Here is a 21,240-nt window from a genome sequence, read left to right as displayed (position 1 = left end):
TATGTCCCGCAAAGCGATCGCATCCACGAGCAACCCATCTCCCGGCCGCCGTATTCGCGATGCAGTGCCGCTGCACGTGGCGCCTTTCGTCCCGGCCCCGATGCCGCGCGTCCCGCTCGGCGACCTGACGTACACCACGCTGTTCAATCCGGTCCTGACGGAAGACGAACTGCCGCCCAAGCGCGCACCGCGTCCGCACCAACCCACGCAGTGCACCATTGGCTACACCTGCCACGACGTGCTGGTGGAAGGCCACCGGCAGAGCCAGCGCATTCCCACCCTGCGCCTGAGCGGGCAGTGGTTGGAAGCCTTGGGATTCGCGCCGGGCAGTAAGCCGCTGATCGCCATCGTCGATGGCGCGCTGGTGATCACGCCTGCGGCATAACGCGGCGCCTTCGTCACTCGGATAGGCGTCACGCGCTTTTGGCGCCGCGGCGCGTGGCCTCGCATCCTGCGGGGCCGCTGCGCCGCGATGGGCAGCGCCTTGGTGGTCGGTGCTGGCGCGGGACATGGCCGGCACGCGCTAGCGCTGCCGGACGATCGCCAGCGCTTGGCTCAGCACCACATCGTCGGCACTGGTGACCGGTGGCCGGCCGATCGGAAAATCGAGCCGCACTCTCGCTACCTCGTCCTTGCCGTTGGGGCGAATGAAGTGGCTCTTGGGATAGGTGACCGAGAGCTTGGTCCCGGGCAGCGTGAAGCTCTGCACCGATGCGTAATTGGAGGCCACGTCGGCGGTCTCCTCGCCGATGACCTTGCCGAACCCATAATCCTGGACGAGCGCGGCGGTGGAGGCCGCGTTCGAATAGCTGTGGCGGTTGACCAGCACCCACACGCGCCCTTGGTAGCGTGGCGCGGGCCGCGGTTGGACGAGGGGAAGTTCATAGCGGTAACGGGTACCGTTGGGCTGATGCGTCTCGGCTTCCATCTGCCGTGCGAAATCGGGATCGATGGGCGCGTTGGCGGTGCGCAGGCGCGCGTAGTCCGCCTTGGTCGCCGCACTTGCCTTGAGCGTGAAGGAGGACGCGAAGCGGAAAGGACGGGTGGCGAACCAGGCCACCATCGGGTCGCTGAAACTGTTGTCCCCGCCCGGATTGTTGCGGAGGTCGATGATGAGATCGCTGGCGCCGCCAGCGATGAGCTTGCGGAAGCTGTCGTCGATGAATGCCAGGAACGCAGTCGCCCGATAGGAGTGGGACCCGTCGTCAGCACCCGGTTCGCTGTTGAAGAACGGGCCGGGACGCAAGTAGGCGATGCCCGGCGCTACTACTCTGTAGTCGCGGGCAGCGAAATCGGTGGCAAGGCCAGGGTTCGGATACCTGGCGTCCAACGCCTTGCGTTGATCCAGGGTCACTGCCGGCACGGGAACGGTCACCGATTGGCCGGCAATCGTCGCCGTGACCGAGACCGAGGCGACGACGCCGCGGTCGAGCCACAGCAGCGCCGGAAAGCTTTCTTCCATCTGTGCAAAGGCCATGTAGGGACGCTCTGCAGACACGTAGGCCGAAAGCCGGTCCAGCACGGCATGGATCGGGACCCCGTCGATGGCGGTGATCTCCACGCCCGCGCGCAGTGTGCCGCTGGCCTCCGCCGGTTCGGTCAACAGCACCTTGTCGCCATCGACGCGCACGAATAGCGGCACCAAGGTGCCGCCGCCCTGCAGATGCGTCACGAATGCAACGATGGGCGCATCGATCCGTGCGTGCCCGATCCGCCCGTACGCCACGAATTTCTGGAACAGCGTGGCCACCGCGACCGGTGTCATGGGGCCGCGGATCGACGCCGTCATCGTACGGTAGGCCCTGTCGTAATCCGCCTTGGGACGGTGCGCATAAAGGTCGAAATGTGCCTCGCGCAATGTCCGGTACAGGGTCGCAAAATCCGCACGCACGACGTCCGCCGCGACCTCCCCGGCGGGCGCGGGTGCCAGCGCCTCCGCCTCCGCCGCGTTGACGGAGACGTGCGGCGCCATGCACGCAATGGCGACCAGCAGCACAAGGAGGAATTTGGTGTTCATCGTAGCGGCTCGGTGGCTGGTCGGAAACATACACACATGGTGGCGAGGACGGATAGTGCGCTGGTCATCACGCCCATGCCGGAAGCGAAGGTGCGCTGAGCAAGCACGCCGGCCGATCGGCTGTGCCAGCCAACGCTGGTCGGCTCCGAGCACGATCGTCGGTTGCCTAGGAATGGGAATTGCGCCGGGATTTGACTGCGGCCGTGATGGTGGAAAGGAGCACCACGGCCGCGCTTGTCAAGAAGGTGATGCCGGATGGGTTTGGAAGATCTTTGAAAAGACCCATGGCATAGACGCCAAAGCTTGCAAGACAAATGGGTAGCGCGAGAAGCGAGGTGAGTGCACTGAAGAAGGCGAGCCTCGCGCCATGGTGCGGGTTCATGCGTGTCCTTGCCAGGATCCATCCATTGAGTGCCAGTGTCAGCGCGATGAGGCCTGCGACGACTGCGATCCACGTTCCATACATCGCGGTGTCCCGTGTCTAGAGTTTTTTGATTGTGCGCCTGGGTAGCATCAATATCCAAGTTGCTAGACGTAGCGTTGGCTGAGGCGCGCCCAGCCCCTTGTCCGCTGACAGCGGGTCAGGCCGGCTCCTGCAAAAAGTTCTAGCCGTCTCAAATTTTGCAACAAAGTTCGGTAAGCTTGTCGGGCCAGGCACTGCCTGTGCCCTGCGGTTGTCCGCCTACAACGCTATCGAAGCTCAAGGATGAAGCTATGTTGAAACGCCTCGCTGTTTTTATCGCTTTGAGCGTCCTTGCGCTTCTCCCTGCGAGGGTCTTTGGGCAAACCGGCGACTATGGCGCGCCTTATACCGTCCAGTCCATACATGGGGTCGGCTCGTTTGCCACCGTTGGCGAGGCCGTGGGATTTGTCACCAAAAAGATAACTGATCTGTGTAACGGAACTTGTACCAATCCACCTCAGATCTCGGTTCGCTACGGAACGGGCGATATTGTTGCGGTCATTTATTTGAATGGATCGAGCGGCACGAACGTCCATGCCACGCTAAGCCGGGGCGGCGGCGTGCCCCAGAAAAATCTGGGGGGTTGCCATACTCGCTGCACGGCTGGGCTTGGGGCGGATAGAGACGGCACCGGTCCGCGCGGTAGTCGCGACAGTTCGGCATCAGTCAATGGCGACAATCCAGGAAGCCCCTTTGAAGGCGATCCGGTAAACGCATCGACAGGAAATCTGTATCGCCAGGAAACGGATTTCCGCTCTGCCTCGAATCTCGTGTTCCGCAGGTTCTATAACAGCTCTTCGGTCGTTGCGTCTTCCAATTTAGGGCCTCAGTGGAGGCACATCTATGACAGGCGCTTGGAAATTCAGCGCTCTGACATGGCGGATAGTCAGCAAATTATTAACGCGTTTCGGCCGGATGGCGGCGTGATTCGCTTCGTGCTTGCAAATGGTGTCTGGAAAGGTGACCAGGACGTTGCTGAGAAGCTTGTCGAGCTTCCGGCCGGGGCTGGTTACGCGCTCCAGCTTTCGGCGAATTATCAAACCGAGTCCTACGACGCAGGCGGGCTGATTAAAGAGGTGAGCGATCAGGCTGGGCAAAGAGTTCTTGCATTTGCCTACAGCGATAGCAATACGCCTGTCAGTATTGCGCCAAAGGCTGGGCTGTTGATTGCAGTGACCGACCAGTTTGGTCGAAATCTCAACTTGAGCTATGACAGTGCGGCGCGACTGATCGCTATCATTCAGCCGGACGGCGGAAGCCTTGGCTATGCTTACAACGCCGCCGGATATCTCACTAGCGTTACCTATCCCGATGGGAAGGTGCTTTCCTATGTCTACAATGAAGGCGCTAACACCGGGAACAACAATCTTCCAGGTGTTTTGACCGGAGTGATTGACGAAAAAGGCGTTCGCTACGAAACGATCAAATACCAGGGGAACACTACGAGGCGCGTGGCGTCCACGGCCTTTGCCGGAAATGCGGATCTGACCAGTTTTGAATACGACAGCATCATTAGAAATGGTGGGTACGATGCGACGATCACCGGCCCAATGGGAAAGAGCGTCAGGCTCTCTTTCACGAATACCGGCTTCGGCACACTGCGCTCCTTTGGCGCCAGCGTTCCCTGCGGCGACCAATGCAACCAGCCGTGGAAGTCGCTGACCTACGATGCCAACGGCTATCCGGCCTCGGTGACAGACTTCAAGGGGACGGTCACCAAGACGACCTATTCGGCGGATGGACTGCTGACCCAGCAGATCGATGCCTCGGGCACCGCGCAGCAACGCACGACCAACACCACCTGGAACGCCAGTCTGCGCGTGCCGCTGACCCGCACCGTGCTCGATGCGGCCGGCGCCACCGCCGCCAAGACGGCCTGGGCCTACAACGCACACGGCCAGCAAACCGCACGCTGCGAGGTCGATCCGTCCATCTCCGCCGCCATGAGTTACAGCTGTGGCAGCGCGGCCAATGCGCCGACCGGTGTGCGCCAGTGGCTGACCAGCTACTGCGATACCGTCGATGGCGCGCAATGCCCACAGATCGGCCTGGTGCTGAGCAAGGATGGCCCGCGCACCGACGTGGCTGACACTATTAGCTATCGCTACTACCTCACCGCCGACGAATCCGGTTGCAGCAACCTCGGCGGCGCCTGCCATCGCGCCGGGGACTTGTATCAGGTGGTCGATGCGCTGGGCCGCGCCACCACCTATGTGGCCTACGACCGCAATGGCCGCCCGACGCGCACCCAGGATGCCAACGCGCTGATCCGCGACCTCACCTATACGCCCCGCGGCTGGATGGCCTCGAGCACGCTGCGGGCGAATGCCGACGGCACGCCGTCGGACCAGGATCAACCCACGATCGTCGCCTACGATGAGGTGGGCAACGTCAGCAAGGTCACCGATCCTGACGGCACCTTCGTCACGTACGGCTACGACGCCGCGCACCGCCTGACCGACGTGACCGATGGCGTCGGTAACAACATCCACTACACGCTGGATGCGTCCGGCAATCGAGCCAAGGAAGACACCAAGGACGCGTCCGGCACGCTCAAGCACACGCTGTCGCGGATCTACAACAAGCTCGGCCAGCTGGCCACGCAGGCCACGGCCGAAGCCGACCCTACCGACTTCGGCTACGACGACAACGGCAATATGTCCTTGGCCACCGACGCGCTCAAGCGCAAGACCCAGACCGACTACGACCCGCTGGACCGGGTCAAACAGACCCTGCAGGACGTGGGCGGCATCGCCGCGAAGACCCAGTTCGACTACGACGCGCTGGACCGCACCACCAAGGTCACCGATCCCAAGGGCCTGGCCACGAGCTACCAATACAACGGCCTGGGTGATCTGCTCAAACTGACCAGTCCCGACACCGGCGTGACCAGCTACACCTACAACAGCGCCGGCAACCTCGCGACCCAGACCGACGCGCGCGCCACCAAGACCAGCTACATCTACGACGCGCTCGGCCGCTTGACCAAGGCGACCTACGCGGACAAAGCGCTGATCGCCACCTATACCTACGACGCGAGCCAGACCGTCTGCGCGACTGGCGAGACCTTCGCGCTGGGTCGCCTGAGCAAGCTGCAGGACGGCAGCGGACTGACCCAGTATTGCTACGACCGCTTCGGGCGCATGGTGCGCAAGGTGCAGACCACCAATGGCAAGGCACTGACCGTGCGCTACGCCTACACCAAGGGCGGCCGCCTGAGCCGGGTCACGTATCCGGATGGCGCGGTGGTGGACTACGTGCGCAACGCGCTGGGCCAGGCCACGGAAGTGGGTGTCACGCCTGCGGGCGGCACGCGGCAAAAGCTGCTGAGCGGCGCCACCTACTACCCGTTCGGCCCCAGCGCCGGCTGGTTTTACGGTAACGGCCGCCCACTGCAGCGCGTGTTCGACCAGGACTATCGCCCGCTGGCGATCCAGGACAGCCGCAGCGACGGCCTCAACGTCGGCTTCGGCTTCGACCCGGTCGGCAACCTCACGGCGCTGACTGCGCCGGGCAACACCGCTCCGGTCGTGAGCTTGGGCTACGACAATCTAGATAGATTGACCGCATTCAAGGACGGCCCGACCGGCACCGTGATCGACGGCTACAGCTACGACGCCACCGGCAACCGTCTCAGCGCCCAGGTCAACGGCAGCGCCCAGACCTACAGCTACCCGGCCGACAGCCACCGCCTAGCGAGCGTGGCTGGCGCCGCGCGCAGCTACGACGCCGCGGGCAACACCACGGCCATCGATGGCACCGCACGCGAGTTCGCCTACGACGCGACGGGCCGCATGAGCCAGGCCAAGCGCAGCGGCACGCTGGCAATGGAATATCGCTACAACGACCGTGGCGAGCAGGTGCGCCGTTTCCTGGGCACGACCAACACCTACACGCTCTACGACGAAGCCGGCCACTGGCTGGGCGACTACGACGGCAACGGCAAGGCGCTGCAGCAAGCCATCTGGCTCGACGACCTGCCGGTGGGCGTCCTGGCCGGCACCGCCTTGAACTACGTGCAGCCGGATCACCTGGGCGCACCGCGGACAGTCATCGACCCGGCGCGCGACGTGGCGATCTGGACCTGGGACATCAAGGGCGAGGCCTTTGGCAACACGCCCCCGGATCAGGATCCAGATCGCGATGGCACAACGTTCGGGTTCGGGATGCGCTTCCCGGGGCAGCGCTATGACGGTGCGACGGGGCTTAACCAGAACTATTTCCGGGACTACGATACGAGCACTGGTCGCTATGAACAGAGCGATCCGATCGGTTTGGCCGGAGGGGCAAATACCTTTCTATATGTCATGGCAAAGCCACTTGAGTTTTTTGATCCTCTAGGTTTAATTGACTTAAAGATTCCAGGTGCAGCTGTGAGTATCCACGCAAATCCGGGGCCGGACGTCACTGATTTTAGGCCGGAGCATGAGCCCGCTCACGTTCATCTTGGAAGCAATGATGGCCCGCGAGTCGATGTCGAAAACTTCAAGCCTTTAACTGCCGCAGATGCTCGAAAAATGACAAAAGAGCAGATCAAAATGTGCGCTCGGCTTACCAAGGCTGAGAAGGTTTTAATAAGAGCTAGGCAGGCGGCTGTTTTTAGATATGGAAAGTATATTATTAAGGCCATGGCAATGCCGACGGTTGGTGCCGATTCGTTCACCACAGCTTGCCGCTCTGATCCCGTGAAATGCGCAGAATTAATTGAAAGTGTGGGACCGCCGCCCTACATGGAGAACTAAGTATGAACAAGAGTGACTACATGATATTGATGAATTTTCCGGGTGAATGGATTGAGTGGGATATGTTTCCGGATGAATTGTTTGAGGAGATAAAAGATAGATATGAGCCGGGGCATGAAGATGCCTCTGAGCATGACAGAAATGGCATATTCCACTGGTGGTTAAAAAAGCAGCCAGAAAGTGAGGTGCTTCTTAAGCTCGTAAAACTTTCGTATGTAGACCCGGACCAGGTAATGGCAGCCGATGTGCGGCGCTATATTGCAAGAAGCAAACATGTTGATGCTTCGGTTCTAGCAGAATTGCAGCGCTGATAGGCTCTTCCGAACAGAAGTAGGTGTCGCCACCGCAAGTGGTGCGCAGTGGGAAGCCGCTCTGCGGTGGACCTAATTTACCGAGGTCGATAATCCGAAAAGGTTTATTCGGTATATGCCTAAAGGCCCGATAGCGGCGCCGTCCAGGTATAAGGGTGATACCATGGCCCTAGGGGATCGATGGTCCTAGGGATGTGAGTAATCCTTGCGGATACCGGGCCAATTCGTTTGGAAGAACGAGCTGTGAATTGTGATTGTGTCGATGATAAAAACCTGGTGTGTAAATAAGTGTGGTATATGAAACATGTAATCGGAAGGGTTTACTACAGGGTTGAGTATCTTGATGTTAAGATGAAATACCCCCTCGTTCAGTCATATGTCCATATCGGATTTAACTTGTCTGAGGAAGATGTTAATGACACTTGGTATTTTCAAGATCTAGTGAACTACCATAAACAGGGATCTGCTCTTGAGGCAGCTGAACCCGGGACGCCCGTTGTTTGCCTGCAATTGGAAGAGCTGGAGTACGACATGTTCGACCTCGACGCATTGCACAGCGCACTCTTGACCGCACAACAGCGTAGCTGATTGGTCGTTCTCATGTTGATATGTCTGTAATCCGCACTATGGGACAGTTCGAGCGCAAGTCCCATCGTTTTCTTCTGCCCAAAATATTAGTGAGAGAGTCGACCTTGGTGTAGTGTAGTGTACAACTGGCTACGGCTACGAGGGCTTAATGATCTCCAATCAGGACGTCGCAGAGAAGATCTGCAATAAAATCTTGGATGCAAATGCCTACTTGGATGAGGCAATTGCTTTGGCAATGGATACTGCCCCAGAAGAAGAGGCAAAAATAATTCGCCAATTGATCGGTCGAATTTCTGGTGAATTGCTTCTTAATTTGCTGAACCCTCTTTACAGAGAGCATCCCTCGATTAAGCCTGATGGATTTTTACTGCCAGAAGAATACTTAAGGAAATGATCTAAATAGATTGGGTTGGCGCGACGCGGCGATCTGAAAGTGGGGCGTCAAGAGTGAAGCCGGCGCGTTAGACAACATGCCAGCCGGGATAGGCTGCGGATCGCGCTGGCGCGGTATTCGTTCAGCAGCGCCTCCGGAGCAGTGTTATGGCAGCGAGGCGAAGCTCGGCCCGGCTGCTTTCGGGACTATGATGCAAGCGCTGACCGTAGCCGCATCGGCTCGGCAATCACGACGCGGATAGCTGTGCGGTCCAAAAAGTCATCTGGCTTGACGGTCATCTGTGGGCGAATGAGGACAAGAAGATGAACAACAATTTCTTGATTGCCTATTTTCTATCTCTAGCTATTTCTTGCGGATGGTTTCTTATGGAAAGGCGGAGAGGACGCACAATCGTGCCCTCCATAGTTCTTGCCGTGGATATGACTCTCGGTGTTGTTCTGGTGAGGTTGGCTGCCCGGAACGTTCCTGGCTTGTGCTCATCCAAACATTGCGTAGCGCAGTTCGTCCAAATTTTTGATTTTTCTAGCTATATGCTGGTGGCTCTTATGGCTATTACCTTCGTTCTTCTCTTTTTGGCTGTAAAGAAAAAAGGCTGATTCGCAGTTAGACCTGCTGCTGCCTGCGGGCCTTCTTAGCCTTGCAATGGGTATCCGACCCAACATTCTGGCGAGTCAGGAAGGCTCAGGCGTTCACCGCCTCCCCTACCAAGGCACCACCCGCCCCAGATAGTCCAGGTAGTGCAACCCGCCCCGTCCCGCAGACGCCTCAATGGTGTCCAGCAGCTTTGGAATGCTTTCCCCGATGGTCAGGCGCGCCTCGGGGCCGCCCATGTCGGTCTGCACCCATCCGGGGGCCATCAGCAGCAAGGTGCGCGGGTCGTCCCTGTGCCGGGCGGCGAAGCTGCGCATGCACATGTTGAGCGCCGCCTTGCTGGCGCGGTACACCTCGTACTGGCCGTTGCTGTTGTTGCCGATGCTGCCTTGTCCCGACGACATCGCGCCGATGCTGCCGGTGGGGCGCACCAGATCCACGAAGGTCTCGATGACGCGCATCGGGCTCAGGGCGTTGGTGACCATGACACGGACGAATTCCTCGGTGGAGACATCGGCGATGGTCTCGCGGTCGTCGTTCTTGACTCCGGCGTTGACGAACAGCAGGTCCAGCTGTTCGCCGTGTAGGCGCTGGCGTAGCGCCGCCACCTGCTCAGGAACGGCGATATCGACCGATTCGATGCGCAGCGTGTCCGGATACGCCTGCACGAGCGTGTGCAGCTTGCTTGGGATGCCGGCGCGCTCGGTGGCGATGACGCGCCATTGGCGTTTCAGGTAGCCTTCGGCCATCGCGAGGCCCAGGCCGCGCGATGCGCCGATGAGCAGGACGGTTTTCTGCGGAGGAATGCGTGTCATTGATCGAGCCTCGTAGGGGCCGGGCCGCGCGGCATCGTGGATGCCGGCCAACCGGTCGGTGTGCGAAATGTAAGGGCGCATGCGGGCGAGCGGAACGCGCGTGGGCTGCAATTAGTCCTTGCGCCGAACGCCTGTATGTCGCCGAGCACGCTCTGGATGGGACATGTCGGAACCGGATTTGAATCTGTTGATTGCGCTGGACGCGTTGCTGGCGGAGGCCAGCGTTGCCGGGGCCGCGCGGCGGCTGGGGTTGAGCGCATCGGCGATGAGCCGCACGCTGACCCGGCTGCGCGCATCCACCGGCGATGCGCTGCTGGTCCGGGCAGGCGGCAACATGGTGTTGACGCCCTACGCCGAGCAGATCCGCGGGCAGACCCGCGCCGCGGTGGACGCCGCACGCGCCGTGTTGCGCCCGTCGCCGGCCGAGCTGGATCTGTCGACGCTGCAGCGCACGTTCACCGTACGCGCCAACGAGGCGTTCGTGGAGGCGTTCGCTGCCATGCTGGTCAATGCGGTATCTGCGTCTGCGCCAAATGTACGCCTGCACTTCGCGTCGAAGGCGCGGAAGACCGCCACGCCGCTGCGCGAGGGCCTGGCCGACCTGGAAATCGGCGTGCTGAACGCGATGGGACCCGAGGTGCGGGTGCAGGCGCTGTATCGCGATCGTTTCGTCGGTGTGGTCAGGCAGGCGCATCCGCTCGCGCTGGAGCATGAGGTGACCGCACAGCGTTACGTCGCGTTCGGCCATGTTGTCGCCTCGCGCCAGGGCAGGGCGCAAGGTCCGGTGGACGATGCGTTGCACTTGCAAGGCCTGGAGCGAGTGGTGGCGACCGTGGTACCCAGCTTCTCCACTGCCCTGGCGGTGGCGCGCGGATCGGACCTGGTGGCGTTGGTGCCGGCGTCGTTCGTGGCGGCGCAGCCGGAGGCGGTGCGCCAGCTCGATCACGTGTTCGAGCTCCCGGTCGCCACCGATGCCATCACCGTATCGCTGATGTGGCATCCGCGCTCGGACCGCGATCCGGCGCATCGCTGGCTGCGCACGCTGGTATTGAGCGAATGCCGCAAGCGCATGGCGCCCGGATAGCACCGCCGCTCGAATGAAGCGGACCGCAAAGCCGATGTGCGAGCGGTTCGAGGATTCGCCACCGCCCTACCACACGCCATCGACAAATACAGGACACCAGCATGTCGCACCGCATCGCCACCCTCGAAGCGCTCGAAGCGCTGTACGGCCAGCCCGCCGAGCGCTCGGTGCGCAAGGAGATCGATCATCTGAACGCCGACTACCAAGCCCTCGTTCGTGCCTCGCCGTTCGTGGTGCTGGCGTCGGCGGGAAGCGACGGACTGGATTGCTCGCCCAAGGGCGACCATGCCGGCTTCGTGCAGATCCTGGACGCGCGCACGCTGGCGGTGCCGGACCGGCCGGGCAACAACCGCGTCGATAACTTGCGCAATCTGCTGCACGACCCGCGGGTGTCGCTGCTGTTCCTGGTGCCCGGCATCGGCGAGAGCCTGCGGGTGAACGGACATGCCGAGATCAGCGTCGATCCGGCCTTGCTGGCCCGCTTCGAGGTCCGCGGCAAGCTGCCGCGCAGCGTGATCGTGGTGCATGTCGACGCCACCTATTTCCACTGTTCCAAGGCCATCGTGCGCTCGGCCCTGTGGGATCCGGCGCGGCATCTGCCGCGCGGGCAGCTGCCCAGTGCCGGGACCATGCATGCCCATCTGGCCGATGGCGATTTCGATGCCGCGGCTTACGACCTGGAGTTGCCAAAACGCACGCAGGACATGCTGTACTAGCGCGCCAGTCGCATCAGCGGCCTGCGCGGCGGACAACCGGACGACAAAGGGGATCGATGCAAGGACGCGACACGCCATCTGCGGGATGGAGCGAGCTGCTGTTCGTGGTCGCGACCGCATTGGGACTGCCCATCTACTGGAGCCTTTCGGCCGTGCTGGCGCCCGCCTTCGAGCCGTCGTTCTCCGAGGCGGGCCTGTGGGGCCTGGCGTTCTACGAACTGCTGGTGCTGGCATTGCTGGTCCCGGTCCTGTGGTTCCGAAGCTGGACGCCGCAGGCTTTGGGGCTGCGCTGGCAGGGACGCGACATCCGCCCGGCGATCGGCCTGCTGCTTGCGTGCATCGCGGCGTGCTATCCGTTGAAGTGGCTGGGCGCGGACATGGCCGAGGGGGTGAATCCTTCCATGGATGCGATGGTGGCCGGCAAGCTGTCGCTGGCCGCGGTGGTAGTGGTCTCGCTGATCAATCCGATCTTCGAAGAGGTGTTCGTCTGCGCCTACGTGATCCGCGTGCTGCAGCGCCGCCACAGCCCGGCATTCGCGGTGAACGTCAGCGTGGCGATCCGCGCCTCGTATCATCTGTACCAGGGCCCCATCGGCGCGATTTCATTGGTCATCGTGGGGCTGATCCTCGGCTGGTGGTTCGCGCGGACCGGCCGACTGTGGCCTGCCATCATTGCCCACGGCTTGATGGACCTATTGGCGCTGGTGGCCTATGCATAGCGCGTCTGACGGCAGGCGCGTGCGCAACGTAGCGCATGATGTGGTCGGGCGCGGGTGCGGCGCTCCTGTCGCTATCATCTGCGTCAATCGCCTGTTCACGATCATCTGTCCATGAAGCATTCCGCTCCGCTTTCCATGATCGCGCTTTGCCTGCTCGCCGCATGCCCGCTGTCCGCGCTTTGCAGCGAAGCGACAGTGGCCGGCGGTACGTTCGACCGAGGCTTGCTGCTCGCGGTCGATCGCGATGCCGGCACGATCAGCGGCTATCTGCACGATGGCACTTGCCGTCTGGCGTTTTCAGGACGCTTGTCGCCGGTCGAGCTGTACCAGCGCTCGGATGCCGGCGAAGCCTATGCGGTGGACACCTGGGTGCCGGACCAGCCTGCGCGCCGTTTCCAGACCGAGGTCTATTCGATCGCGAAGGGCGGCTTCGCCCAGCAGATCACCTTGGAACCCTCGCGCGACGGAGTGCCGGGTGCATGTCCGGATCGGATGTCGCTCGACCGCCGCGACAACGTCAGCAGTTCGTATGTGGGGGTACGCGTACTCAAGCAATCGCGTGCGCCGCTGTATCAGGTCAAGCAGCGCTCGCACGGGCTGGAGATGGTGCGGGACACGTCCGTGCGCCCGCCGAAGGCCGATGTGGGCGTGTGGGTCAACAAGTCTTATCGGTCTGCGGAACTGACTCGCGGCTACGTCTACATCGCCTGGTACGAGGCAGACGGCACGCCGCGTGCCGGCTACGTTCGCGAGGCGAGCCTGTATCCGCTGCCGGCAGGCTGAGCCGGTATGGTCGCGTCGCCTCGTCCCCGCGCTGTGGACGCTTGCGAGCCGCCGCCGATGCGCCCAGCCTGGATGCCTTGGCATCACGGCCACTTCGTTCTCCTGTCGCGGCTGAAGCCGCTCCTACACCATGTGCGTCGTGCTCTTGTAGGAGCGGCTTCAGCCGCGACATGGAAACGACACGCCGTGGACATGCGCAACTTGCAGCTTCTGGACTGAAGTTATTGGAGCTGCCCTTAAATCACGCAGCTGGGCTTGGCAGCCCGATCACTCGGATGCACCGGTGCCATCTTCGGGTGACTGCGTAGCTGGCGCTGACCGAACGTCCCAAGCGCATGGCGTGGCTAGCGACGCCATCCGATCGGAGAGGACGGCGTGGCCGTGCGCACGGGATTCCATGGATCGCCGCGCGGCGTCTTCCCCTCGGGAAGTATCTTCTACGAGGCGTTTCCGCCCGTAGCCGCCCGCACCGAAGGACCGTTCCGGTCACTCCGGGCGCAGAGCGCATTGCAGCTACTTTGCGGGGGCGACGTCCCTTGGGCCGATACTGATGGTGGTGCCGGTCGCATCCGGGATATAGCGCACTTTCGCCAAATACTGCGTGCCGCAGGCGTCGACGCGCCATTGTTCGTCCCATGGCTGCTTCGCTGCAGGATGACCGCCCGGCAACTGGGTTTCCAGCACGTCTATCTCGCAGTCCTTTGGCAAGACTTTCTTCATGGCCAATGCGTTGCGCACATAAGGAATGGTGTCTCTTTGCAGCACCGGATTGGACTCCGATTCGCCGGGGAACAGCGGCAACACGGACGGCTCGCCGTTATTGAAGATGGTGATGGCGTTGTAGCGCCGCTTCTGACCGCAGGCCGTACCCGGGACGGTATCCACCCAGACGGCTTTGACGATCCGGCCCTGGTCGTCCAGCGTCGGCTCCAAGGCCACGTGCGCGGTGGCCTTGTTCCAATCTGCCTGGATGCTGGGGCATTTGCCACGCAGCGAGGATTCGTACTGCTGCATCACCGATTCCACGGCATGGCGGTAGGCCGGGTATTGGCGCATCGCATCGATCGCGGTAGACGTCTGCGCATGGGCGGAGGTGACAGCCAATGCCGCACCGAGTAGAAGCAGCGCGAGGCGATGGGGGCGGCTAATGAGCATGAGCATCTTCCTTGAGAAATGCATTGGTTAGGGTGGGTCAGCGATATGGAGAGCAGGGCGCATCGGGTTCCGGATTGGGCGAGCGAGCGCCAGCAGCACAAAACCTGCCATTGACGTGTCACCCGCTTTGGATCTCGACCCCGGCGTTGGGGAGTTCGACTGGCCGGCGAACTGTTTTCTCCCCAGGCCAGAGTAGCGGGGTTGGAGTAGTCCTTTCAATCGTGACGCAGCTTCGTTCGGCCTGAAAATTCATCGGCGCCCCGGTGAACGCAGCATCGAAAAGGAGGCGCGGCAAATATGGAAATTGGATTGGCTCCCTGCAGCCAGGGTAAGTAGATCGGGGCGACGCACGCGCGCGTTTTGCGAGCGCCACACCACGCGCCGACTAAGCGACGCCGGTCGTATAAGCTAGCGCTCAACCCAGGGGGAGGGCACCATGGTCAGAATGTTTGCGGCAATGTTGTGCGTGCTGGCGTTGCCGGCGTCGGCCCAGTCGGCCTACAAGTGCAAGGACCCCAAGCTCGGCACGGTGTACCAGTCGATGCCGTGCGCGAAGGGAACCGAGCAGAAGCGGTGGGACACCGCGGCACCCGCTTCAGCGGCTGGCGGCCAACGCCAAGAGCCGTTGCCGGAACCGTCCGCCGGCCAGGGCGGTACACCGGCAGCTGCCGGCAACCGTCAGGAACCCAGCCTTGGCGCCAACGTGATCAGTTCGGTGCGCGCGCCGGGACCGGAAGCGTGCGTGCGCGCCAGGCATGTGCGCGACAGCGCACGCGCCGATCCCACCATGAAGGACGATCGCGACTTCATGCAGGCGGTCGAGAAAGCCGTTACCCAAGCCTGCAAGTAAATCGTCGACGCTGCAGTCGGGGGTGGATCAACACGGAGTAGGGCGGCCGGCCGCATACCGCACGCCCAGCCGCAGCTGCGCCAGGAAATGCGGGTCGGCGTACACCGCCGCGTCGTGGCCCAGGCCGGTGTACCAGGCGCGGCCGCCGTCGAAGGCGTGGCACCAGGCGATCGGGTGGTCCGCGCCCATGGTGCCACCGGTGTAGAGGCGTTCGTCCACGGTGGCGACGACCTGCACCTGCGCGCGCGGGTTGCTGCGGTAGTTGTAGATTTCGTCGTGAATCGGCCAGGGCGCACCGCTAGGCCGCCCGTCGCGTTCGGGTTGCACCTGGGTGGATTGCAGCCCGGGTGGATGGCCCTGGAACCAGGCGCCGACCAGGCGTCCGTACCACGGCCAGGCGTAGCCGGTGTCGGCCGCCGAATGCACGCCGACGAAGCCGCCGCCATTGCGCACGAAGCCTTCGAATGCCTGCTGCTGGGCAGGATCGAGGATCTCGCCGGTAGTGCTGGCGAACACCACCACGCGGTAGCGGGCCAGGTTGTCGGCGGTGAAGTCGTTCGCGTCCTCGCTGTGGTCCGCGGCCAGGCCTTCCTGGGCTGCAAGCTGCCGCAACGTCGCGACTGCGGTAGGGATGGACGCGTGACGGAAGCCGGCGGTCTTGCTGAAGATCAGCATGCGCTCCTGCGCCGGGGCGGTTGCGGCGATGCCTGCCAGCATGGCGGCGAGCGGGAAGGCGAGTGGATGCATGGGGGGATTCTGCCGTGGATGCTGCGCTGGCGGGTAGCGTAGTGCGGTTTGGGCACCGGCGCAGGCCTGCCGGCGCTGCGCATGGGCGCGTGGGGAGCCAGGGGAGGCCACCGTCCATACAGCACCTTGGGGGCAGCGGAGGGCGTTTATCGCACTGGTCGTCCACCCACGAGATGGAGGAAAATTCCACTCCCTTGCCGAATTCAGAACCGCCATGTCAGGACGATGGAGTTGGATAGCGCTGGTGTTGTGTGGCGTTGCGGGGGCCGCGGCGGCGGCTGCGCCGGCGCCCAGCGAGTACGCCACCAAGGACGGCTGGGGCGGCCTGCAGATCAGCGGGCAGGGCGAGGTGCGTCAGTTCTCGATCGACGCAATGGGCGCCAACGGCCACAGCTGCGGGCTGTCCGGCACGTTGCGCGGCGAGATCGCCGAGGCCACCGATGGCAGCGCCACGCCGTGCCGCGTGTCGTTCAAGCGCACGCCCGGCGGGTTCGAGGTGAAGGCGTTGACCGAGGAAAGCTGCCGCGAGTATTGCGGCGCGCGCGCCGATTTCGAGGGCGAGTATCTGGCGTTGCCGGTGGGCTGCACCGCCGCGGCGAGCACGCGGCGGCGCGCGGCGTACCTGGCCGATTACCGCGGCAAGCGCTATGCGGCCGCGCTCGCGGGGATGGATGCGTTCGACAAGGAGTGCGGCACGTTCTTCAACTGGCTGGAGCGCGACCGCTTCGCCAACGATCGCGCGATCGCCCTGTTGCGCCTGGGCCGGCCGAAGGAGTGCCTGGCCGCGCTGGACACGACCATCGCCGGCCGTAGCCACGACGAGGACTCGCTGCAGGAGGAACTGGACAAGAACGGCAGCATGCTGCCGCCCAGCGATTGGGACAGCTATCTGCCGATCGCCAAGTCCACCTGGTTCAACCGCAAGCTGTGCGAGGCGGCGAAGCCGTAGCGCCACGACGCAGGCAGTGCGGTGCAGCGTCCATGGCGTGATGGACGCCGTGCATGCGGTGCCGCCAGTCATCAGGCATGGTCGCGGCGCTGCGCCAGGGATACCCACACGCGGGTAGCGCGCCCTGGTCGCTCGGCCGGTGTGGCAGTTGCGCGATGCCTGCGCTCCGGCCCACTCACCGCGGCGGGTACTGCTGCCGACGGGATGCAAGCGCCGCCGCCACGGGCGCCACTACGACTTTCGGCAGGTGGCGCCGGCCGGGCAGGGCGTAGTATCGGCGGACTACGCGCAAGGATCGCTTCCCGTCGTCCGCAACTGCCCGCCCCGGAACCACCACGTCATGCCCTCCCGATTCCTTGCCCCACGCCCGCTCGGCGCCTTCCTCATGGCCATGCTGCTGCCAGCCGCGGCGGCGGCCGCGCCGGCGCCGGCCGTCACCGCCGCCGACTATGCGCGGGCCGAGCGCGCGCTCGGCCATCTGACGCAACCGTTGCTGGACCATGCGGTCGAGCGCGTGGATTGGCTGGACGCCACCCATTTCGCCTATGTCGACCACGACGCCGGCGGCGACCACTTCATGCGGATGGACGCGGTCACTGGCCAGCGCGCACCGCTGTTCGATCAGGCCGCGCTGGCCGCGGCGCTCAACACTTTGCTGGCGCTCAAAGAGCGGCCGCTGGCCGCGACCGACCTGCTGATCAAGTCGCTGAGCCTGGCCGCCGATGGCCGCTACCGTTTCAGCGTGCGCGACACCCAGGTGTTCTGCGATGCCGACGCGCATTGCAGTAAGGTCTACGCCAAGGACAAGCCCGAGCCGGGCGTGTTGTCGCCGGACAAGACGACCGAGGCGTTCATCCGCGACTGGAACCTGTGGCTGCGCGACCTGGCCTCGGGCAAGGAAACCCAGCTCACCACCGATGGCGTGCGCGACTTCGGCTACGCCACCGACAACGCCGGCTGGAAGCACAGCGACAAGGCGATCCTGGAGTGGTCGCCGGACTCGCGCAAGATCGCCACGTTCCAGCAGGACCAGCGCAAGAGCGGCGACATGTTCCTGGTCAGAAGCAAGCTCGGGCATCCGGAGCTGCTGCAGTGGAAGTACCCGATGCCCGGCGACAAGGACGTGACCATGATCGAACGCGTGATCGTGGACGTGGCTGCGCGCAAGGTGGTACGGCTGCAGATGCCGCCGGATCAGCACCGCTCGACCTTGTGCGACGACGTGAGTTGCGGCCCGGACGGCGGCTGGGACGACGTGAAGTGGGCGCCGGACAGCAAGACCCTGGCGTTCGTTTCCACCTCGCGCTATCACAAGGACGCCTGGTTCCGCATCGCCGACGCGTCCACCGGCGCGGTCCGCACCGCGTTCCAGGAAACCGCCAAGACCTATTACGAAAGCGGGCAGGTCGCAGCCAACTGGGCCTACGTGCCGGAGCGCAACGAGGCGGTGTGGTTTTCCGAACGCAGCAACTGGGGCCAGCTGTACCTGTACGACCTGGCCAGCGGCAAGCCCAAGCGCGCCATCACCACCGGCGAGGGCAATGTCACCGAATTGCTGAGGGTCGATGCGAAGACCCGGACCGCCTGGTTCCGCGCCGTTGGCCGCAACCGTGGGCTGGATCCGTACGATCAGCAACTGTGGAAGGTCAGCCTGGACGGCGGCGCGCCGCGGCTGCTGACGCCTGAGCCGGCCGACCACGCGATCGCCCTGTCGCCGGACGGCCAGCGCTTCGTGGACGCCTACTCCACGACGACGCAGCCGCCGGTGACCTTGCTGCGGCAGGCCGCTGACGGCCGCACGCTTGCCACCGTGGCCAAGGCCGACATCGGCCGCCTGCAGGCGGCCGGCTGGGTCGTGCCGGTGCCGATCACGGTGAAGGCGCGCGACGGCAAGACCGTGCTGTACGGGCTGATGTTCAAGCCCTCGCAGTTCGATCCGGGCAGGCAGTACCCGATCATCGACTACATCTACCCGGGCCCGCAGACCGGCTCGGTGCGCAGCCGCAGTTTCCTGCCCAGCCATGGCGACAATCAGGCGTTGGCCGAACTGGGCTTCATCGTCGTGGCCATCGACGGCATGGGCACGCCGTGGCGCTCCAAGGCCTTCCACGACACCTGGTATGCGGACATGGGCGACAACACCTTGCCCGACCAGGTGGCCGGGGTGAAGGAGCTGGGGCAGCGCTACCCGTGGATCGACCTGCAGCGCGTGGGCATCTGGGGCCACTCCGGCGGCGGCAACGCGTCCACCGACGCGATGCTGCGCTACCCGGACTTCTTCAAGGTGGCCTGGTCGGAGAGCGGCAACCACGACAACCGCAACTACGAGGACGACTGGGGCGAGAAGTACCAGGGCGAGCTCAGCGTGGACAAGGAGGGCAAGGGCAGCTACGACAACCAGGCCAATCCGCTGCTCGCCGCCAATCTCAAGGGCCGGCTGATGCTGGTGCACGGCAGCCTGGACGACAACGTCCCGCCCTACGAAACCCTGTTGATGGCCGACGCGCTGATCAAGGCCAACAAGACCTTCGACATGCTGGTGCTGCCCAATGCGAAGCATGCCTACGGCGACGAGGCGACGCCCTACGTGACCCGCCGCCGCTGGGATTACTTCGTGCAATACCTGCTTGGCAGTACGCCGCCGGACAACTATCGGATGCAGCCGCTGCCGAAGCACTGACGCTGCGACGCGGCGCGAACGCCGTCGCGCTGCCTCGGCGCGTGCGGCCTATGCCGCGCGGGTGTCGCTGCGCGGTGCAGGCAGCGCCGATGCCACGATCGCATGCACCTGCTGCGCCAGCGCCTTGCGGTCGGTGCCCGGCGCGATCGCGAGGGGTGCGTGGAAGGTCACCCTGACCACGGCTCCGGACGCGCGCAGGAAGCCCAGCACGTGGGCGCCGGCTTGCATGCTGCCGTAGAACGCGTAGGCGTCGCGCGCGCCACCATGCGCCAGGCTGCGGCCATCGACGGACAGGATGTCCAGGGTGAACGGTTGCAGCGTCCATGGCCGGGCGTTGGCGTCGCCGCCGAGGAACAGCGAGAACAGGCTGGACTTGAACGGGGCGACGCGCTCGCCGGACGAGGTGGTGCCTTCGGCGAACAGCACCACGTCGTGGTCGGGGCGGATCTGCGCGGCGACGGCCGCGGCCACGTTGGCTGCGTCGATCCGCCGGCGGCTGATGAACAAGGTCTGCGCCAGCGCGCCGAGCCGGCGCATGCCCGGCCAGCGTTCCATGTCGTTCTTGGCGATGAAGCGCGCGTGCAGCAGGCTGCCCAGCACCACGATGTCGAAGTGCGAGATGTGGTTGCCGACGAACAGCGTGCCGCCGCCGCTGCGCGGCGTACCCACCACCTCGACGCGGATGCCCATCGCCTTGCGCAGGCAGGCGAACCATAACCGCGGCAGCACGAAGGCGCCGCGGCCGCGGGTGAAGCGCATCAGCAACCATTGCAGCGGCACCAGCGCCACGCCGCTCAGGACGAAGGCGGCGAGTTTGGCGGCCACGCGCAACGCAGAGAAGGCAGTGCCCGCGACAGGGCGGGGCGGGGCAGCGTGGTTCATGGGCGGCGGATGGGCGGGAGAGGCAGGCGAGTGTGCAGAAGACGAGCGCCGGCGTCAGGGGGCGCTGTCGGCGCCGCCGATGGTAGCCGACGCTGTGGCGTCCAGCACCTGCCGGCAGCTGTGGCCGTGGCGCTGGCGCTGGCGCTTGAGCTCGAGCTCGAGCACACCTGGCAGCCTGCGTGCGCGAAGGGAGCGCATCGGTGGCCGCCTTGCCGGGAGATTGGGAATTCACGGACGGGCGGCGCAGGCGTTTCTTCTCAGTGTCCGGTGCGCGGCCTGCGTGCTGATCGCATCGGCGGCCATCCCTCCATCCGTTGCCAAGGAGTCATCCATGCATTCCTCGATCAGATTCACGCTGCTAGCCGCGCTCGCCATGTCGGCTGCGCAGGTGCAGGCGCAGAAGATCACCAATTGCGGCACCCTGCCGACCTATGTGCGCGAGGCGGTTCGCGACCTGAACTATTGCATCACCATGCCCAACCCGATCGCCGCCTGCGGCCATAATGCCGTCGACGTGCAGATCTTCAATAACGACGAAGGACGCCTGCCCCGGGCCGGCCGCGGCCAGACCTATTACGAGGGCAAGGCACGGCGCGATGCGGGCGGCCCGGCCGGCACCTATCGGCTGGTGTTCCTGGTGACCGACGGGGCCAAAAAGTCGGTCGTCAACCAGCGCTACTACTCGGCCGATCACTACGGCACCTTCTGCATGATTCCCTGAGCGACTGCCTGCAGCAGCGCCAGGCAGCGTGCT

General features: G+C 63.8%; 20 protein-coding genes. 14 read left to right on the top strand and 6 right to left on the bottom strand.

Features of this window, described 5'->3' with window-relative positions:
* Position 1: 1 nt before the first annotated feature.
* The gene (locus AB3X08_RS20655; RefSeq protein WP_369934814.1) at positions 2 to 385 is read left to right on the top strand and encodes a SymE family type I addiction module toxin; all 384 of its coding nucleotides are present in this window, start codon (positions 2 to 4) and stop codon (positions 383 to 385) included.
* Positions 386 to 523: 138 nt separating this feature from the next.
* On the opposite strand, the gene AB3X08_RS20650 is transcribed toward AB3X08_RS20655, so the two are convergent.
* Positions 524 to 2,017, bottom strand: coding sequence for a S41 family peptidase (locus tag AB3X08_RS20650; protein ID WP_369934812.1), 1,494 nt, complete (start codon positions 2,015 to 2,017; stop codon positions 524 to 526).
* 166 nt (positions 2,018 to 2,183) lie between these two features.
* Positions 2,184 to 2,399, bottom strand: coding sequence for a hypothetical protein (locus AB3X08_RS20645; protein ID WP_369934810.1), 216 nt, complete (start codon positions 2,397 to 2,399; stop codon positions 2,184 to 2,186).
* Between the two features lie 332 nt (positions 2,400 to 2,731).
* Here AB3X08_RS20645 and AB3X08_RS20640 point away from each other — a divergent pair, with 332 nt between their 5' ends.
* From AB3X08_RS20640 to AB3X08_RS20620, 5 genes are all read left to right on the top strand, one after another.
* On the top strand, positions 2,732 to 7,222 hold the full coding sequence (locus AB3X08_RS20640; RefSeq protein WP_369934808.1) for an RHS repeat-associated core domain-containing protein: 4,491 nt from the start codon (positions 2,732 to 2,734) through the stop codon (positions 7,220 to 7,222).
* A 2-nt stretch (positions 7,223 to 7,224) separates the two neighbouring features.
* Entirely contained in the window at positions 7,225 to 7,533 is a 309-nt protein-coding gene (locus AB3X08_RS20635) for a hypothetical protein (protein ID WP_369934806.1), read from the top strand.
* Between the two features lie 351 nt (positions 7,534 to 7,884).
* Entirely contained in the window at positions 7,885 to 8,121 is a 237-nt protein-coding gene (locus tag AB3X08_RS20630) for a hypothetical protein (RefSeq protein ID WP_369934804.1), read from the top strand.
* A 148-nt stretch (positions 8,122 to 8,269) separates the two neighbouring features.
* Positions 8,270 to 8,515: a hypothetical protein gene (locus AB3X08_RS20625; protein ID WP_369934803.1), complete on the top strand. Its 246-nt coding sequence runs from the start codon at positions 8,270 to 8,272 to the stop codon at positions 8,513 to 8,515.
* A gap of 302 nt (positions 8,516 to 8,817) precedes the next feature.
* Positions 8,818 to 9,111, top strand: a complete 294-nt coding sequence (locus tag AB3X08_RS20620) for a hypothetical protein (protein WP_369934801.1) — start codon at positions 8,818 to 8,820, stop codon at positions 9,109 to 9,111.
* A 105-nt stretch (positions 9,112 to 9,216) separates the two neighbouring features.
* On the opposite strand, the gene AB3X08_RS20615 is transcribed toward AB3X08_RS20620, so the two are convergent.
* A complete protein-coding gene (locus AB3X08_RS20615; protein ID WP_369938597.1) occupies positions 9,217 to 9,921 on the bottom strand; it encodes an SDR family NAD(P)-dependent oxidoreductase in 705 nt (234 codons plus the stop codon).
* A gap of 163 nt (positions 9,922 to 10,084) precedes the next feature.
* Here AB3X08_RS20615 and AB3X08_RS20610 point away from each other — a divergent pair, with 163 nt between their 5' ends.
* From AB3X08_RS20610 to AB3X08_RS20595, 4 genes are all read left to right on the top strand, one after another.
* Positions 10,085 to 11,005: a LysR family transcriptional regulator gene (locus AB3X08_RS20610; protein ID WP_369934800.1), complete on the top strand. Its 921-nt coding sequence runs from the start codon at positions 10,085 to 10,087 to the stop codon at positions 11,003 to 11,005.
* Positions 11,006 to 11,106: 101 nt separating this feature from the next.
* Positions 11,107 to 11,721: a pyridoxamine 5'-phosphate oxidase family protein gene (locus AB3X08_RS20605; RefSeq protein ID WP_369934798.1), complete on the top strand. Its 615-nt coding sequence runs from the start codon at positions 11,107 to 11,109 to the stop codon at positions 11,719 to 11,721.
* A 104-nt stretch (positions 11,722 to 11,825) separates the two neighbouring features.
* Positions 11,826 to 12,440 (top strand): CPBP family intramembrane glutamic endopeptidase, encoded by a 615-nt coding sequence (locus AB3X08_RS20600; protein WP_369934796.1) that lies wholly within the window; start codon positions 11,826 to 11,828, stop codon positions 12,438 to 12,440.
* Between the two features lie 111 nt (positions 12,441 to 12,551).
* Positions 12,552 to 13,223, top strand: a complete 672-nt coding sequence (locus AB3X08_RS20595) for a hypothetical protein (RefSeq protein WP_369934794.1) — start codon at positions 12,552 to 12,554, stop codon at positions 13,221 to 13,223.
* Positions 13,224 to 13,736: 513 nt separating this feature from the next.
* On the opposite strand, the gene AB3X08_RS20590 is transcribed toward AB3X08_RS20595, so the two are convergent.
* On the bottom strand, positions 13,737 to 14,378 hold the full coding sequence (locus AB3X08_RS20590) for a hypothetical protein (protein WP_369934792.1): 642 nt from the start codon (positions 14,376 to 14,378) through the stop codon (positions 13,737 to 13,739).
* A gap of 457 nt (positions 14,379 to 14,835) precedes the next feature.
* Here AB3X08_RS20590 and AB3X08_RS20585 point away from each other — a divergent pair, with 457 nt between their 5' ends.
* A complete protein-coding gene (locus AB3X08_RS20585; protein WP_369934790.1) occupies positions 14,836 to 15,228 on the top strand; it encodes a DUF4124 domain-containing protein in 393 nt (130 codons plus the stop codon).
* Positions 15,229 to 15,255: 27 nt separating this feature from the next.
* Here AB3X08_RS20585 and AB3X08_RS20580 read toward each other — a convergent pair whose 3' ends face one another.
* On the bottom strand, positions 15,256 to 15,975 hold the full coding sequence (locus AB3X08_RS20580) for a ThuA domain-containing protein (protein ID WP_369934788.1): 720 nt from the start codon (positions 15,973 to 15,975) through the stop codon (positions 15,256 to 15,258).
* A 214-nt stretch (positions 15,976 to 16,189) separates the two neighbouring features.
* On the opposite strand from AB3X08_RS20580, the gene AB3X08_RS20575 reads away from it, so the two are divergent.
* Positions 16,190 to 16,924 carry a hypothetical protein gene (locus tag AB3X08_RS20575; RefSeq protein WP_369934787.1) on the top strand — a complete coding sequence of 245 codons (735 nt, stop codon included), beginning with the start codon at positions 16,190 to 16,192 and terminating at the stop codon, positions 16,922 to 16,924.
* A gap of 340 nt (positions 16,925 to 17,264) precedes the next feature.
* Complete coding sequence (locus tag AB3X08_RS20570; RefSeq protein ID WP_369934785.1) at positions 17,265 to 19,604, top strand: S9 family peptidase; 2,340 nt, start codon at positions 17,265 to 17,267, stop codon at positions 19,602 to 19,604.
* A 48-nt stretch (positions 19,605 to 19,652) separates the two neighbouring features.
* Here the strand turns inward: AB3X08_RS20570 and AB3X08_RS20565 are convergent, their stop codons facing one another.
* The gene (locus tag AB3X08_RS20565; RefSeq protein ID WP_369934783.1) at positions 19,653 to 20,486 is read right to left on the bottom strand and encodes a lysophospholipid acyltransferase family protein; all 834 of its coding nucleotides are present in this window, start codon (positions 20,484 to 20,486) and stop codon (positions 19,653 to 19,655) included.
* Between the two features lie 331 nt (positions 20,487 to 20,817).
* Between AB3X08_RS20565 and AB3X08_RS20560 the strand changes: the two genes are divergently transcribed.
* Positions 20,818 to 21,207 carry a ribonuclease domain-containing protein gene (locus tag AB3X08_RS20560; protein WP_369934781.1) on the top strand — a complete coding sequence of 130 codons (390 nt, stop codon included), beginning with the start codon at positions 20,818 to 20,820 and terminating at the stop codon, positions 21,205 to 21,207.
* The last annotated feature ends 33 nt before the right edge of the window (positions 21,208 to 21,240 follow it).

Source organism: Xanthomonas sp. DAR 34887, assembly GCF_041245805.1.
GTDB classification, from domain to species: Bacteria; Pseudomonadota; Gammaproteobacteria; order Xanthomonadales; family Xanthomonadaceae; genus Xanthomonas_A; species Xanthomonas_A tesorieronis.
Note: the sequence above shows the minus strand (reverse complement) of the source record. Positions and strands in the feature narration are given on the sequence as shown.

Bases quoted from the DNA above. Each gene is read 5' to 3' on its own strand.
- AB3X08_RS20625 (WP_369934803.1), top strand. From the start codon at position 8,270: ATGATCTCCAATCAGGACGTCGCAGAGAAGATCTGCAATAAAATCTTG.
- AB3X08_RS20615 (WP_369938597.1), bottom strand. From the start codon at position 9,921: ATGACACGCATTCCTCCGCAGAAAACCGTCCTGCTCATCGGCGCATCG.
- AB3X08_RS20595 (WP_369934794.1), top strand. From the start codon at position 12,552: ATGAAGCATTCCGCTCCGCTTTCCATGATCGCGCTTTGCCTGCTCGCC.
- AB3X08_RS20650 (WP_369934812.1), bottom strand. From the start codon at position 2,017: ATGAACACCAAATTCCTCCTTGTGCTGCTGGTCGCCATTGCGTGCATG.
- AB3X08_RS20640 (WP_369934808.1), top strand. From the start codon at position 2,732: ATGTTGAAACGCCTCGCTGTTTTTATCGCTTTGAGCGTCCTTGCGCTT.
- AB3X08_RS20655 (WP_369934814.1), top strand. From the start codon at position 2: ATGTCCCGCAAAGCGATCGCATCCACGAGCAACCCATCTCCCGGCCGC.
- AB3X08_RS20575 (WP_369934787.1), top strand. From the start codon at position 16,190: ATGTCAGGACGATGGAGTTGGATAGCGCTGGTGTTGTGTGGCGTTGCG.
- AB3X08_RS20620 (WP_369934801.1), top strand. From the start codon at position 8,818: ATGAACAACAATTTCTTGATTGCCTATTTTCTATCTCTAGCTATTTCT.
- AB3X08_RS20585 (WP_369934790.1), top strand. From the start codon at position 14,836: ATGTTGTGCGTGCTGGCGTTGCCGGCGTCGGCCCAGTCGGCCTACAAG.
- AB3X08_RS20560 (WP_369934781.1), top strand. From the start codon at position 20,818: ATGCATTCCTCGATCAGATTCACGCTGCTAGCCGCGCTCGCCATGTCG.
- AB3X08_RS20590 (WP_369934792.1), bottom strand. From the start codon at position 14,378: ATGCTCATTAGCCGCCCCCATCGCCTCGCGCTGCTTCTACTCGGTGCG.
- AB3X08_RS20610 (WP_369934800.1), top strand. From the start codon at position 10,085: ATGTCGGAACCGGATTTGAATCTGTTGATTGCGCTGGACGCGTTGCTG.
- AB3X08_RS20635 (WP_369934806.1), top strand. From the start codon at position 7,225: ATGAACAAGAGTGACTACATGATATTGATGAATTTTCCGGGTGAATGG.
- AB3X08_RS20630 (WP_369934804.1), top strand. From the start codon at position 7,885: ATGAAATACCCCCTCGTTCAGTCATATGTCCATATCGGATTTAACTTG.
- AB3X08_RS20565 (WP_369934783.1), bottom strand. From the start codon at position 20,486: ATGAACCACGCTGCCCCGCCCCGCCCTGTCGCGGGCACTGCCTTCTCT.
- AB3X08_RS20580 (WP_369934788.1), bottom strand. From the start codon at position 15,975: ATGCATCCACTCGCCTTCCCGCTCGCCGCCATGCTGGCAGGCATCGCC.
- AB3X08_RS20645 (WP_369934810.1), bottom strand. From the start codon at position 2,399: ATGAACCCGCACCATGGCGCGAGGCTCGCCTTCTTCAGTGCACTCACC.
- AB3X08_RS20605 (WP_369934798.1), top strand. From the start codon at position 11,107: ATGTCGCACCGCATCGCCACCCTCGAAGCGCTCGAAGCGCTGTACGGC.
- AB3X08_RS20570 (WP_369934785.1), top strand. From the start codon at position 17,265: ATGCCCTCCCGATTCCTTGCCCCACGCCCGCTCGGCGCCTTCCTCATG.